This is a genomic window from Shouchella rhizosphaerae (assembly GCF_900142675.1).
GTDB classification, from domain to species: domain Bacteria; phylum Bacillota; class Bacilli; order Bacillales; family Bacillaceae_D; genus Shouchella; species Shouchella rhizosphaerae.
This window is the reverse complement of sequence record NZ_FRBS01000010.1, coordinates 58,958-72,560: the sequence shown is the minus strand read 5'-3', so window position 1 is coordinate 72,560 and position 13,603 is coordinate 58,958. Positions and strand designations below refer to the sequence as shown.

Genomic DNA, 13,603 nt, shown 5'->3' with positions numbered 1-13,603 from the left:
CTTTACGACCCGAAGGCCTTCCTCACTCACGCGGCGTTGCTCCGTCAGACTTTCGTCCATTGCGGAAGATTCCCTACTGCTGCCTCCCGTAGGAGTCTGGGCCGTGTCTCAGTCCCAGTGTGGCCGATCACCCTCTCAGGTCGGCTACGCATCGTTGCCTTGGTAAGCCGTTACCTTACCAACTAGCTAATGCGCCGCGGGCCCATCCCCTAGTGATAGCCGAAGCCATCTTTCACCCTCTCTCCAGGTGGAGAAAGGGATTATCCGGTATTAGCTCCGGTTTCCCGGAGTTATCCCAGTCTAAGGGGCAGGTTGCCCACGTGTTACTCACCCGTCCGCCGCTAACGTCCGGGAGCAAGCTCCCTTCTGTCCGCTCGACTTGCATGTATTAGGCACGCCGCCAGCGTTCGTCCTGAGCCAGGATCAAACTCTCCGTTAAAAAGTTTGACTTGCTCATTGCACAACTGATGTTGTGGCTCACTATGATTGACGAGATACCTTGTATCTCTTTTACGCTTGGCTTTTGTTCAGTTTTCAAAGGACTCGTTTGTCGCCGTTCTCTCTTGGCGACTCTTAATAATTTACACTACATCCAACCATTTGTCAACGGTTTTTAAAAACTTTTTTATACAACCGCCCAAAAGAATGAAGACGGTACATAAAAATATACACCTAGTATGCCTTTTCGTCAACGCCTGTATTTAAGACTTTTTATTGGTTTGTGTCCGAAATGAAGAGAGAGCATAGCGAACATGGTCCTGTGGAGGAGCGACACGTTTATATAAATGAAAAAGAATGCTGTATTTTTCAATCATGACGTTTTTTATAACACCATCAAGCCGCTCATCGGAAAGATCAATCAATAGGGCTTCCAGCTCACGCTTTACTAAGTATTCCATTTCTTTTACTTCTTTATCAGACAACATCATTCCTAACATCGATCTCACCGCTTTCATGGGTTCCTAGTTGGACAGTCTTTTCGTTTTGCTGCTTTTTTATTCATATCTTCCGCGGACAAACATATCTTGTCTTTGAGAACAATTGAAGGAGCGGTGTACATGAAAGGAATTTGGGTGTTTAATTTGAAAAAATGGAAGCCACTGCTGTTTATTTGCATCGCTTCTCTATTCGTTGCTAGCTGGCTGTTTATCCAGCGTGACCATATTTCCGTCTTTACAACTCCAGATGGTCCGCAAGCTTTTTACCGGGCCGAAAACGCTGACCATAAAATTGCGCTTACGTTTAACATAAGCTGGGGGGAGCAAAATGTACTGCCGATTGTAAACATATTGAAGGAAAACGATGTGGAGCACGCAACTTTTTTCGTTTCGGCTTCATGGGCCGAAACATACCCCGAATTAGTCAAAGAAATTGCAGATTCCGGTTTCCACATTGGCAGCCATGGGTACCGCTATAAAAATTATACCGCTATGGATGATGAGCAAGTCATTAAAGATATGAGAAGAAGCAAACAAGTGTTGCAAGAATTAACAGGTGAAACACCGACACTCCTTCGCCCTCCAAATGGCGCATTTACAACACGCACACTTGCTTTAGCGGAACAGCAAGGCTTCGACATTGTCCATTGGAGCGTGAATTCTTACGATTACAAAAATCCTGGAACTGCGCAAATCATTGACAATGTTTTAAATGCGACTAATTCTGGCGATGTTTTAATGTTCCATGCTTCAGACACCGTTAAGCAAACTGGGGCAGCATTGCCAACTATTTTGAAAGAGTTGGAAAAACGCGATTATGAACTTGCCACCTTAGAAGAGCTCATGAACAGCGCCGATGCAACGAGCAATGAAGTAAATTAAAAAACGCCTGTACAGGCGTTTTTTACGGTTTAGCGATTAGCCGGTGCAACATCAACAGCTGCCATGTATTTGCCACAAGCAGAGGCGTGATGTATAACACCAACCACCTGCCGTCGTTTGCTACTAAAGCTGGCACCCACTCAATCGTTGTAATGACAAACATAAAGAAAAGCGCGGGGACAAATGCGCCTTTGTTTGTTTCTTTTGCCTTAATTCGTGCCACAATAAACGCATAAATAAATAGCAATGTCGGGATTACTAAATATCCCCAAAAGGAGTGCTCTTTTCCGAATGCAATGTATCGGAAATAGACAAGGTCAAAAAAGACAAACGCGATTAGTACCCACTGTATCCGATTCCATAACGTATGCGATTTCGATAATCCTAAACCAAATCGGTGTAAAAACAAATAAGCAAAAAACCCCATTTGGGCGACCAAGCTAAAAGCGGCGCTAATGCCAAGCATATAGATAATGCCTACGATTAGGTTGCCAATGCCATCCCCAAGATATACCTCTAAATTGATAAAAAAACCGACGATCCCGCCGCTAACGCTTCCAAAAAGCAGCGTCGACCAAAAAAGGAAAACAACTTTTTTGCTGTTCACAAGCCTATCCCCCAGTTCGTTATGCCTCGCTTTCATTGTAGCAACCCTTTTCATGAAACGCCAGCGCGTTATGCATATTTTGTCGCAGGCAACAAACACTAAAGCCATCATGATAATGCAGAAAGGAATCATTCATCCATGAGCAAAAAGAATTGGAAAGTTTTGTTGGCATTGCCGTTGCTCGGTCTGCTCGTGTTGGCTGGGTGCGCCCAGACAGAGGCGCAACAGAACGCCGATTATGAGGGCACCAAAAAAATGGTCATTGATTTGTTAAAAACGGATGAGGGCAAAAAAGCGTTCCATGAATTGATTGCCGAGGAAGATATGCGGGAAGAACTTGTCATGGATAGTGACTTTGTCAAAAAAACCATCCAAGATACGTTAACATCTGAAGAAGGCAAAACCTTTTGGCAAGAAGTCATGAAAGACCCTGAGTTTGCCAAAACATTTGCAGAGAGCATGCAATCGGAAAATGAAAAGATTTTAAAGTCATTGATGAAAGACCCTGAATACCAGCAAATGATGATGGACATCTTAAAAGATCCGCAAATGGGCGAGCAAGCGCTGGAACTGATGAAGTCAAAAGAGTACCGTGAACAAATTATGGGCATCATGAACGAAGCGCTGGAAAGTCCTTATTTCGCCTCAAAAATGACTGATTTAATGAGCAAGGCAATGGAAAAGCAAACAAAAGGACAAGATCAGAATAAAGAAGGTTCGTAAAAAAAACTGCCCACCAGGTCGTAGATCGCGGCCTGCTGGGCTTTTTTCAAATTCAATCAATCGATTCAGATATTTTCTTTTTGGCTAATTCGATATTGTCTTTATCTAACTCATATAGATGTTGACAAATTTGTTCGGTTACAAAAAGCTGTGACATTTGTGTAATTAACGTACTACCTTCTTGTTCGATTTCTTTTCCTGCTGTATGAATAATCATCTCTCCGATATTCGTGATCGGCGAGTGGGAATGATTTGTGATCGCAATGGACTTTGCCTTGTTTTTCTTCGCATTTTCAAGCCAGCGAATTGTTTCTTTCGTATCTCCAGTAATGCTAAAGGCAATCGCTAAGTCGCCCTCAGAGATCAGGTGGGAGCTAATAAATTGTGTATGTTGATCCGAAAAAGCATACGCTTTATAGCCGAGGCGCATGAGTCTAATTTGCGCGCCTTGAGCTGCTAGCCCTGAAAACCCAATCCCAAATAGATAGATGGATCGGCTTTCCATTATCCAAGTGGCAGCCTTTTTGAGGACCTCATTATCAGCCAAATTCCGTGTGTCATTTAGCATTTGAATAATCTCTTCATAGGTTTCTTGGACCTCAGTACTAAAAGTGGACGGTGTTGGGTTTCGCAGTTGTTTCACCATATTCGTTTTGAATTCATGGTACCCGGAAAAACCAAGCTTTTTAAAGAAGCGAAAAACGGTCGCTTCCCCCACCCCGCATTCCCTAGCGAACTCCGTTAGTGATGGAAAAACAAAGTGATCGTAATGTTCTGTTATATATTGGGCTACCCGTTGTTCACTTTTCGTTAAGGAAGGGTAAATACTTTTGATCACTGTTAACACGTCGGTTACATTCACTCCATGCCCCCCTCATCTATCAATGAGTTTCCCGAATGTCTAGATGAATGCCGATTTCAAACATCCGCTTCCAAGGGAATGTAATCTCTAGATTGGATACTACTATATTTTTAAAACTATGTCGAATGTTTGTATCAAACGCTTCTTTCAAGAGCGTTACTATTTTTTCCCCGACCACTTCTTCTTTTCCTTTCACATCGAAATAGTTAGCTCCAATGCCCGGCAGGAATGTATCAGTGACCGATTTCCTTATAGCACCCTGGTAAAACCCATCATCCAACAGGTGATAGAGAATGTTTTTCTTTAAGTTGACCGTATGCCGATTGGTGCTCTCAAAGCCGAAAATTGCTGCTGCTATTGAAGTCCCGATCGTATTGCAGTTTGTGTTCCACGCTTTGTACGAAATAATGTGGTCTAGCAGCCTACTGTCATCTAAAAGTGCAATTAGCTCTAGATCACCCCCATTAGCAAAAGCACTATCCACGACCGCTACAGGGATGCCCTCTTGTACATATCGCTCAATCGTATGGACAAAAACCCTCAATTGACGAAAGCTATTGTACGTACTATCTTTTGCCATTTGATCGGACGATTCTTGCATGATTTTTCCAGCCGTATTCACAGCCAAAATAAAATCGGCTTGCTCTGGATTCGAGACCCAAATACAATCCGTGACAAACAAGTGTGATTTTAAACTTTCTGCCAGCGGCCTGTCTTCATATAACGGAATGATATTGGCACCCAAAGTTGAGCTAAAGAATGGATAAACTTTCATTGTTCGTTTGTTTAAATGATTAAATGCTTTTGCTACTAAAGAGGAACCGGCCTCATCAGCTCCAGGGTACACGGCCATTTTCGATTGCAGCCTCTTGCTTACAATTTGGTCATAGACTCGTTTTTGGTCCTGTGATGTATAGCCGTATTCGGCAGAATCGTCTTGTGGTATCGCTAAAAAGTCAATGACGCCGTTCTCGACTAATTCCGTAATCTTGACATTCATATTTAAGTTAAACGCTCGTCTGTCTTCATAGTCTTTAATGATGTCTTTTGGAACCTCATGTCGAATCGTTTGAAGTTCCTCTTGCTCTTTTTGAGACAAGCCGCTTCGTTCCCATTTATCGGTTAAATAGGCCTGTTTATATATACGTTCTCCGTACTGTTCATAATAATCGGGCTCCTCATCAGCGCTGTTATAACGAGGCGTTCGCATAATTAAACTAAACGCGAATATCGGTTTATTCCCAACCACTTTCCGTAATGTTCGAAAATAATTGATACGCTTCAACCCTTCATCTTCGCTTAAATGATGCAGCCGAGAGGGAAGTAGCCCTCCATAAAGCAGCATATCAGTAGATAATACAAGGGCATCCGCCGTTTTTGCTTGATCAAACACAAACTTCCATAAAGCTTCCGTGTCAGCAGGCTTCTTCTTGTCTCCCAATAGATGGATAGGCGGCATGCGTAATTGCACATCTGACCTAGTGTTGGCTAAGAACGACGGATAAGCATAATTGCATGGACGTTCATCTAACGGGATATAAACGATCGTGTACAAATGTTTCACACTCCTTTTAGGAAAACGCAAGTTACTTCGATTTTAACTGTTCAAGGATCTCTTCCATGCAGGTTTTGACACTTGTCTTCACTACGGTTGCCTTTTGTTTTACAGCTTCTGGGGCATGTTCCATCGCAAATGAATAGCCAGCGACGTCAAATAATGATAAATCGTTTTCAGAGTCGCCTATTGCAACGACTTGCTTCGAGTTGGCCTTTAGCTTTTCCATCGTTTTTTCTAGGGCAGTCCCTTTTGATACGCCGTGGGGTAAAATTTCTAATGTATGTGGACTCGTGGCGATGAAATCAACATAGCCATCGTATTTTTTAGAAAGACTTTGTTTGATTTCAGCAAAGATCCCTACATCACCAAAAATGAGGAAAATGATTGGTTGAATTTGGACGCCTACCTTTTGCTCAAGATCAGGTTCAATAATTGAGGAGTCGATAAACTCAGCTACTTCCCCTTCCTTCCGTGGGGATGGAAAATAGCGATGATTTATATCGGATACTTCAATACGAACATCCCATTCTTTAAGGTCTCTCATTAATCTTTGTGCAACGTCTGAATGGATCTCTTTTTTTAATAAAATTCGGTTCTCTTTATCTTTAATCACCGCGCCGTTTTGACTGATGCGAAACTCTCCAGCAATCCCTAGTTGATTTTCAACATAAACAATATCGTGGTCCAGCCTTCCTGTCGCAATCATGAATGAGCCGCCTGCATGATGGAATGCTTGGATGACATCTTTTGTGCCAGCCATAATGCGATTTTGTTTATCAAGTAAAGTTCCATCTAAATCACATGCTACAAGGTTTGTCATTGACATCCTCCTGAACGATCGTTTTTCGAATAAAGAACCAATAGGTTGTATCGGCCGTCGATACAACCTAACTGATTTAAAAAAGATTTAGTGACTTCTTTCCTCGTTCGCAACTTTATTCGCTGCGATAACAAAAGGAAGGTAAATGAATACGGAAATACCAATTAACAGCACCGCTAAAAGCGCAGCCCTCCAGTCACCTGCCGTTGATAAAAAAGCAGATAGTACAGGAGGTGTTGTCCAAGGAACCATGACAACGGTTTTTGATATGAACCCTAACGAAGTAGCCATGTAAGCAATATTTAAATTAACCAATGGCACAAGGATAAGGGGGATCGCTAAAATAGGGTTTAGTATAACTGGCAGTCCAAACATTAATGGTTCATTAATATTAAACAAACCTGGTGCCAGCGAAAATTTAGCAACCTCTCGATATTCTGCTCGTTTTGAGGCAATGAAAATGGCAATGATCAATCCGATCGTACATCCGCCGCCTCCAAGCATGGCGAAACTATCAATAAATGGTTTTGTAACAATATTAGGAATTTCTATATTAGTTTGAAAGGCATTGATATTTTCCTGAATCGCTGTGAGCAACGTCGGTTCTGTTATCGGCCCAAGAACGAACGTCCCGTGGATACCCATTCCCCACAGTAGATTTTGAAAGGTCATCACAACGTTAATGCCGACTAAACCTTGGAAAATGGCCTTAAGAGGCACCTGGATAACCTCTGTTACGATTTCTTGCAGTCCTAAGCCAAACATTGATTGTAGGAGAAACACCAATGTTCCAAAGAACGACAGTGTAACAAAGGCTGGAATCAACGCTTCAAATGACCTAGATACTGCAGGTGGGACACTTTCAGGTAGCGATATTCGGAATCTCTTGTTTTCTTGAAGCTTTAAAAAGAGCTCTGTTCCGAGCAACGCAGAAATGATCGCAAACAGCAAACCTGTTGCTGATGTCTCTGTCTGTGTAATCATCCCTGTTACTTGTACGGCGGCCTCGCTATTAAGAGGGGTCACTTCTAATACAGAAGGGAACATCGTCACAAGGACAGCTACAGACATGACGCCAGGAATGACCCCGTCTTTGCCGTAGCTTACCGCCAGCTTATAGGCAACAGTAAATGCAACAAATATCGAGAGAAACCCTAGCGTTCCATTATAAACTTGGGTTCCAATCCCTTTAAATTGACTTAAATCGATGACATTTTTCAAAATGCCATTGTCTGGGTCTAGCACAACATTGTTAATTAATATGAAGAATGAAGCAACAATGACTAAAGGAATTAGTAAAATAAAACCATCACGGACAGCTCCTAAATGGCGCTGATTGGCGAATTTGTTCGCAACAGGTGCCAGCCAAGTTGCGATCTTATCGGATAGTTTGTTCACCCACAATCCCCCCTTAAGCCTATTATTTAGACTGCTCAATCGTTTCTACAATATCTTGAAGCACTTTGTCTCCACGCAGCATGCCATAATCAGCTTGGTTGATCACTTTCACTGCCATGCGGCCATCAACGAACTCTTCCATTTGTTTTTGCATAAATGCGACTTGCGGTCCTAATAGCAAAAGATCATAATCATGTTTTTGAACTAACGTTTTTCCTTCAGTAATGGATACAGCCTCAATTTTCAAGTTTACCCCTTGCTTTTCGGCCTCGTTCTTGACCTTTTGTACGAGCATGCTCGTCGACATTCCAGCACTGCAGGTCACCAACACGTTATACATCATTCAACCCCTCCTATTGTTTTAACTTTTCGGCAAATGTGTGTGTAATCAGTTGCGGCCGAGTAATTGCAGACCCAACCACGACTGCATGGGCGCCTAATTCTATCGCTTTTTTAGCTTCTTCAGGTGTTTGAATGCGCCCCTCAGCTATGATCGGCATGTTTAGTTCGCGAACCAATTGTTCGAGCAGATGAAAATCCGGCCCTCGCTGTTGTCGCGAATAAGGCGTATACCCTGATAACGTCGTCGAAATGCAATCAACCCCTAGCTTGGCTGCCTCCACTCCTTCATCAAATGTAGAAATATCGGCCATCACTAAGCAGCGATTTGCCTGAATGTGCCGGACTAACTGGTCCACACGCCCACCATTTGGCCTTTTCCTGTTAGTGGCATCGATTGCAATCATGTCAACACCTGTACTTAAAAGTTCATTTACCTCTGCTTTGGTAGGTGTAATATATACTTCTGATTCGGGATACTCCCGTTTAATAATTCCGATTACAGGAAGGTCTACTTCATTTTTTATCGCTTGAATATCTTCCACCGAATTTGCGCGAATGCCAACTGCGTTTCCCCACTTCGCTGCTTTCGCCATTTTTGCCATGATCATCGATCCATGCAAAGGCTCATCCTCTAAAGCTTGACAAGAAACAATTAGCCCACCTTTTATCTCATTTAGCATGATCAACTTCTCCTATTTTTGAACTTTATCTTTATGCAACAATAGAATTTCTTTCGCTAAGTCTATCGCCAACATAGCGGTCATTAAGTGATCCTGTGCATGGATGAGCAGAATAGAAAGGTTGATTTCCTCTCCCCGCGCATTGCTTTGGATCATCTCGGTTTGCACTTTATGGGCGACATTGATTTCCTTCTCTGCTTCCTCTAGCAAATTGTCTGCTTCTGAAAATTGCTGTTCTCTAGCGGATTGTAATGCTTGCATCGTTTTGCTCCTTGCATTTCCGCTATGCAAAATAATGGAAAAAGCGTTTTCATGAATATTCATTGGAATCCTCCTTTCTCTAATGGAAATGACAATTATAGTTTAAAAGAAGAATATAAAAATGTAAAGTTATTTTCACCATAATAATTATTTTGGAGAAAATATTTCATTTTGGCGTTTTTAAACTTGTACTCTCCTAACGAAGAGCTTTTCAAGAAAACGATAGAAATGGAAGAGGAAAAGCCAACAAAAAAAGCGGGAGAAGCACATCAAATGCTTCTCCCGCTTTTAAGCCAACCTCTTTCCATCACTCTGTTTTTTCAACAATTCGTTCTGCCAAACGGTGGTAAATCTCACCAATTGGATGTTCTTGTGCATAAACGGACGGGGCAAAATCATTTTCATCAATCTCAGGCTGCCCGAGAGGAATTTGCGCAAGCAATTCCGTTTTTAATTCTTCCGCCAAGCGTTCGCCGCCGCCCGTTCCAAACACATATTCTTTCTCCCCAGTCACTTTGCTTTCAAAGTAAGCCATATTCTCTACAACGCCAAGCATTTCGTGGTTTGTTTTTATCGCCATTGCACCAGCACGGGCCGCAACAAATGCTGCTGTTGCGTGAGGAGTGGTCACAATCAGTTCCTTTGAACCTGGCAGCATGGAATGCAAATCGAGAGCGACATCGCCTGTACCTGGCGGCAAGTCCAAGATGAGATAGTCAAGCTCGCCCCATTCGCATTCAGAGAAGAATTGGTTGATCATTTTCCCGAGCATCGGTCCCCGCCAAATAACAGGGGCATTGTCTTCCACGAAAAAGCCCATGGAGATGACTTTAACGCCAAAGCGTTCAACAGGATGGATACGCTTGTTGATCACTTTCGGCCGTTCCTCTATCCCCATCATGTCAGGGACACTGAATCCGTAAATATCGGCGTCAATGATGCCGACTTTTTTGCCGAGGCGGGCAAGCGAGACTGCTGTGTTGACAGAGACGGTCGATTTGCCAACGCCGCCTTTTCCACTCGCCACTGTAATAAACGTTGTTTTGCTCGTCGGCGCAAGCAAAGCAGGACCGTTAAAGGGCTCTTCTTTTAGGCCGCCGAGTGCGTCTAGTTCTTCTTCAGTAAGGGTATCAAAACGGAGTCCGACTGATTCAGCGCCCTCGCTTTTAAGGACATTGACAATTTCTTGTTGGACTTGCATTTGCTCCGCTGTTCCCGTTTTTGCTAAAGCGACTTTTAGGCTGACATGGCCGTTTTTGTTTTTTAGCTCACGGATGCCGCCTGTTTCTACAATACTCTTGTTTAAGTCACGATCTTTTATTCGTTTGAGCGCTTCCATTATTTCTTGATCCGTTATCATCGAGGCACCTTCCTTTAACAATCGATCCTATTTTCCCCAGTATAGCATACATAAATAGCAGAAAGAACTAGAGCGCTTCGCCCTAGTTCTTATCCTTTTTAGCCGTTCACCGCGACAATGCCTTTTTCTTTTGCCAGAACTCGTCCTTTTTTGTTGATGACGACAGCCTTGTCCGCTCCTAAGTTGGTAAACACGACTGGCGTAATCGTAGAACCAGCATGGTTACGGATATAATCTAAATCAAATTCGGCCAATTTGTCACCTGCGCTTATTTGATCGCCTTCTTCCACAAGGACGTCAAATCCTTCTCCTTGAAGTTTAACTGTATCGATGCCGATATGGATCAACACTTCCATTCCCGTAGAGGTCGTCAGTCCAATTGCATGTTTCGTCGGAAAGACGGTCGTCACTTTTCCTTCAACAGGCGAATAAACCATGCCGTCTTCTGGATCTATCGCAAAGCCGTCGCCCATCATTTTTTCGGAAAAGACTTGATCGGGCACCTCCGCGAGTGGCATCAACGTACCTGCCATTGGTGCAAGGAACGCCCCCTCATTCATCAATGCGTCTGGTTGAATTTCTTCCAGTTGCTCACTGACTTCTTCTTGTTGATTCGTTTTTAGTGGCCGAGGCGTTTTTCCCGCCATGACATCTTGAATTTGGCCTTTAAGCGTCTCTGAGCGAGGGCCAAAAATCGCTTGGATGTTGTTGCCTACTTCTAGCACTCCAGCTGCACCAAGGGCCTTCAGTTCGTCTTTATTGACAGCTTTAATATCATTCACCGATACTCGCAGGCGCGTAATGCATGCGTCAAGATGAGCAATATTGTCTTTCCCGCCCATCGCTTGCAATACTTGTCCTGCTAGCTCGCCTGTTTTTCCTTTGCCTTTGTAATCATTAGCCGTGTCATTTTCTCGCCCTGGCGTCATTAAATTAAATTTTTGAATCGCAAAGCGGAAAACGACATAATAAATGGCCGCAAATACGAGACCAATGAGAATCGTAATCCACCATTGTTCTTCATTCGGCAAGATCCCGAATAGGAAAAAGTCAATCGCTCCGCCTGAAAAGGTGAACCCAACATGAACATCGAATAACGTCATCAAAACAAACGATAAGCCATCGAGGATTGCATGTAGCACAAACAGTACTGGCGCGATGAACAAGAACGTAAATTCAATCGGTTCTGTGATTCCTGTCAAAAACGATGTCAGCGCCGCAGAAGCAAACAAACCGGCAACCAGTTTTTTCTTCTCAGGCTTGGCACAATGGTACATCGCCAGTGCTGCAGCTGGCAGGCCAAACATAAAAATCGGAAATTCGCCTGCCATGAAGTGGCCAGCCGTCAACTCCGCGCCATCACGGAGTTGGGCGAAGAAAATCAGCATATCGCCACGGACAATTTCCCCTGCCGCATTGGTGTATGAACCAAATTCATACCAGAACGGAGCATGGAAAATATGGTGCAGTCCAAAAGGAATTAAAAGCCGTCTGATAAAGCCAAACAAAAACACAGCTACATACAAGCTCGACCCTAACAAAAACTCAGAAAAGCTGTTTAAGCCGTGTTGGATCGGCGGCCAAACAACAAGCAAAAGAAGCGCCATTAAAAATGTAGCAACTGCTGTAATAATAGGGACAAACCGTTTGCCGGCAAAAAAGCCAAGAAAAGCAGGCATTTCTATATCATAGAAGCGGTTATAGCAGTAAGCCGCAATTAAGCCGACAATAATCCCGCCAAATACGCCTGTTTGCAGGGTGTCAATTCCTAGAATATTGGCAAAGCTCGGGTCTTCGGCTACCATTTCCGCGCTCACCCCAAGCCATTGGCCCATCACGGTATTCATCACCAAATAGCCGACTAATGCTGCAAGTGCAGCTGCACCGTCACCGGCAAGGCCGATCGCGACCCCGACAGCGAAAATAAGAGACAAGTTGTCAAAAATAACGCCACCAGCTGCTTCCATCACACCAGCCGTATGTTGAATCCAGCCTGCTTCTAAGAACGGCATGTAGTTCAATGTGTTTTCCATTTGCAAAGCGGCACCAATGCCCAGCAGCAATCCGGCTACAGGCAACATCGCAACCGGGAGCATCAACGCCTTCCCAATTTTTTGCAATTTGCCAAATGCATTTTTAAACAATAAAATCCCCTCCTAAATTGGTTTTTTATGGTATGTAGAAACACAAAAAAGGCATGAGCAAAAAGACACTGGATTGGTTTTAAAACCCAGCCATTTCTTTTTCCTCATGCCTGATCGAATCAGTTACACGAATTTATTTGCTTTTGCTCTGCACCCTCTGCAAGTGCATCGTCAAGTAGACAGCCTCAGCATCATATACTGGTTTACCAAGCGTCCTTTGCATGACTTTAATGAGCTTCCAAGAAAGATTATAACATACAGGATATTCTTGTTTCAACAGTTTTGCAACCGTTTTCGGCTCTTCGACTTTTTCACCAGTCATCACCCGTTCAATCGTAAAGCGCAAATGCCTCACAAGGCGAAGATAATCCATGCTTTCTTTGTCCAATTTAATTGCAAACTGGCTTTCTACAAGCGACACCAGATGACTAACCAATTGCGAATGGCTATTAACGATATTCATGCTTTTATTTTGAATGGCGCTATGAATATGAAGAGCAATAAAGCCAATTTCTCCTTCAGGAAGCTCGACACCGGTCTGCTTGCCGACAAGAGCTACCACTTCTTTGGCAATTGCATATTCACGGGGATAAAGCGCTTTCGTCTCTGCCAAAAAAGGGTTTTCAATCGCCATTCCTTGGGCAATACGAGCATGGGCAAAGGACAAATGGTCCAGTAGCCCGATATGGATATGCTCGTTTAAATCCATCCCTGCTTTTTTCCCAATTAGAAAAATCGCTTCCACCGTCACATCGATCATTGTTTGCGAAATATGTGGAAGCAGCTTCAAATAGCTTTGTTGCTCTTTTTCATCTTTTAAAACAAACAGTTTCTCAATGTCTTGCTGCTCAAGCCAATCCCCATTTTTGCGGGCAAAGCCGATTCCTTTTCCAATGACGACCACTTCTTGGTTGTCACGCTCAGCAATGACCACATTATTATTAAGCGCCTTTTTTACTTTGTACTCCCCCACATTCATCACTCCAACAGCATCTTCCCTTTCATGGTAATCCAGGGACAGACTTACG

Annotated in this window: 14 protein-coding genes and 1 rRNA gene; 2 read left to right on the top strand and 13 right to left on the bottom strand. The window is 43.4% G+C overall.

Translation table 11 applies throughout. The annotated features are described in order from the left end of the window. Together BUC05_RS20745 and BUC05_RS20740 are read right to left on the bottom strand one after the other, a co-directional pair. Positions 1-439 (bottom strand): 16S ribosomal RNA (locus tag BUC05_RS20745); the annotation flags it as partial. A gap of 262 nt (positions 440-701) precedes the next feature. Continuing rightward, positions 702-938, bottom strand: a complete 237-nt coding sequence (locus BUC05_RS20740) for a hypothetical protein (RefSeq protein ID WP_073305892.1) — start codon at positions 936-938, stop codon at positions 702-704. Positions 939-1,058: 120 nt separating this feature from the next. Here BUC05_RS20740 and pdaB point away from each other — a divergent pair, with 120 nt between their 5' ends. Beyond that, positions 1,059-1,820, top strand: a complete 762-nt coding sequence (pdaB, locus tag BUC05_RS20735; RefSeq protein WP_073305890.1) for a polysaccharide deacetylase family sporulation protein PdaB — start codon at positions 1,059-1,061, stop codon at positions 1,818-1,820. Positions 1,821-1,842: 22 nt separating this feature from the next. Here pdaB and BUC05_RS20730 read toward each other — a convergent pair whose 3' ends face one another. Further along, a complete protein-coding gene (locus tag BUC05_RS20730) occupies positions 1,843-2,427 on the bottom strand; it encodes a KinB-signaling pathway activation protein (protein ID WP_073305888.1) in 585 nt (194 codons plus the stop codon). Positions 2,428-2,565: 138 nt separating this feature from the next. On the opposite strand from BUC05_RS20730, the gene gerD reads away from it, so the two are divergent. Further along, a complete protein-coding gene (gerD, locus tag BUC05_RS20725) occupies positions 2,566-3,150 on the top strand; it encodes a spore germination lipoprotein GerD (RefSeq protein WP_011245063.1) in 585 nt (194 codons plus the stop codon). A gap of 52 nt (positions 3,151-3,202) precedes the next feature. On the opposite strand, the gene BUC05_RS20720 is transcribed toward gerD, so the two are convergent. The 10 genes from BUC05_RS20720 to glcT all read right to left on the bottom strand — a co-directional run bounded on the left by BUC05_RS20720 (position 3,203) and on the right by glcT (position 13,548). Continuing rightward, positions 3,203-4,012, bottom strand: a complete 810-nt coding sequence (locus BUC05_RS20720) for a MurR/RpiR family transcriptional regulator (protein WP_073305886.1) — start codon at positions 4,010-4,012, stop codon at positions 3,203-3,205. A 19-nt stretch (positions 4,013-4,031) separates the two neighbouring features. Beyond that, positions 4,032-5,567, bottom strand: coding sequence for a DUF4127 family protein (locus BUC05_RS20715; RefSeq protein WP_167369593.1), 1,536 nt, complete (start codon positions 5,565-5,567; stop codon positions 4,032-4,034). A 31-nt stretch (positions 5,568-5,598) separates the two neighbouring features. Further along, complete coding sequence (locus BUC05_RS20710; RefSeq protein WP_073305884.1) at positions 5,599-6,390, bottom strand: Cof-type HAD-IIB family hydrolase; 792 nt, start codon at positions 6,388-6,390, stop codon at positions 5,599-5,601. Positions 6,391-6,477: 87 nt separating this feature from the next. After that, entirely contained in the window at positions 6,478-7,788 is a 1,311-nt protein-coding gene (locus tag BUC05_RS20705) for a PTS sugar transporter subunit IIC (RefSeq protein WP_073305882.1), read from the bottom strand. Positions 7,789-7,810: 22 nt separating this feature from the next. Further along, positions 7,811-8,131 (bottom strand): PTS sugar transporter subunit IIB, encoded by a 321-nt coding sequence (locus tag BUC05_RS20700; protein ID WP_084140108.1) that lies wholly within the window; start codon positions 8,129-8,131, stop codon positions 7,811-7,813. A 10-nt stretch (positions 8,132-8,141) separates the two neighbouring features. After that, positions 8,142-8,810: an N-acetylmannosamine-6-phosphate 2-epimerase gene (locus BUC05_RS20695; RefSeq protein WP_073305880.1), complete on the bottom strand. Its 669-nt coding sequence runs from the start codon at positions 8,808-8,810 to the stop codon at positions 8,142-8,144. Between the two features lie 12 nt (positions 8,811-8,822). Further along, complete coding sequence (locus tag BUC05_RS20690) at positions 8,823-9,134, bottom strand: PTS sugar transporter subunit IIA (RefSeq protein WP_073305878.1); 312 nt, start codon at positions 9,132-9,134, stop codon at positions 8,823-8,825. Between the two features lie 244 nt (positions 9,135-9,378). Continuing rightward, positions 9,379-10,431 (bottom strand): Mrp/NBP35 family ATP-binding protein, encoded by a 1,053-nt coding sequence (locus BUC05_RS20685; RefSeq protein ID WP_011245058.1) that lies wholly within the window; start codon positions 10,429-10,431, stop codon positions 9,379-9,381. A 98-nt stretch (positions 10,432-10,529) separates the two neighbouring features. Next, positions 10,530-12,575 (bottom strand): glucose-specific PTS transporter subunit IIBC, encoded by a 2,046-nt coding sequence (ptsG, locus tag BUC05_RS20680; RefSeq protein ID WP_073305876.1) that lies wholly within the window; start codon positions 12,573-12,575, stop codon positions 10,530-10,532. A gap of 133 nt (positions 12,576-12,708) precedes the next feature. Further along, positions 12,709-13,548, bottom strand: coding sequence for a glucose PTS transporter transcription antiterminator GlcT (gene glcT / locus BUC05_RS20675; protein ID WP_279626614.1), 840 nt, complete (start codon positions 13,546-13,548; stop codon positions 12,709-12,711). Positions 13,549-13,603: the final 55 nt, after the last annotated feature.

Excerpts from the sequence above, each read along its gene's own strand:
- pdaB (WP_073305890.1), top strand. The coding sequence starts at position 1,059 with ATGAAAGGAATTTGGGTGTTTAATTTGAAAAAATGGAAGCCACTGCTG.
- gerD (WP_011245063.1), top strand. The coding sequence starts at position 2,566 with ATGAGCAAAAAGAATTGGAAAGTTTTGTTGGCATTGCCGTTGCTCGGT.
- BUC05_RS20685 (WP_011245058.1), bottom strand. The coding sequence starts at position 10,431 with ATGATAACGGATCAAGAAATAATGGAAGCGCTCAAACGAATAAAAGAT.
- BUC05_RS20700 (WP_084140108.1), bottom strand. The coding sequence starts at position 8,131 with ATGATGTATAACGTGTTGGTGACCTGCAGTGCTGGAATGTCGACGAGC.
- BUC05_RS20710 (WP_073305884.1), bottom strand. The coding sequence starts at position 6,390 with ATGACAAACCTTGTAGCATGTGATTTAGATGGAACTTTACTTGATAAA.
- BUC05_RS20695 (WP_073305880.1), bottom strand. The coding sequence starts at position 8,810 with ATGCTAAATGAGATAAAAGGTGGGCTAATTGTTTCTTGTCAAGCTTTA.
- BUC05_RS20740 (WP_073305892.1), bottom strand. The coding sequence starts at position 938 with ATGTTAGGAATGATGTTGTCTGATAAAGAAGTAAAAGAAATGGAATAC.
- BUC05_RS20690 (WP_073305878.1), bottom strand. The coding sequence starts at position 9,134 with ATGAATATTCATGAAAACGCTTTTTCCATTATTTTGCATAGCGGAAAT.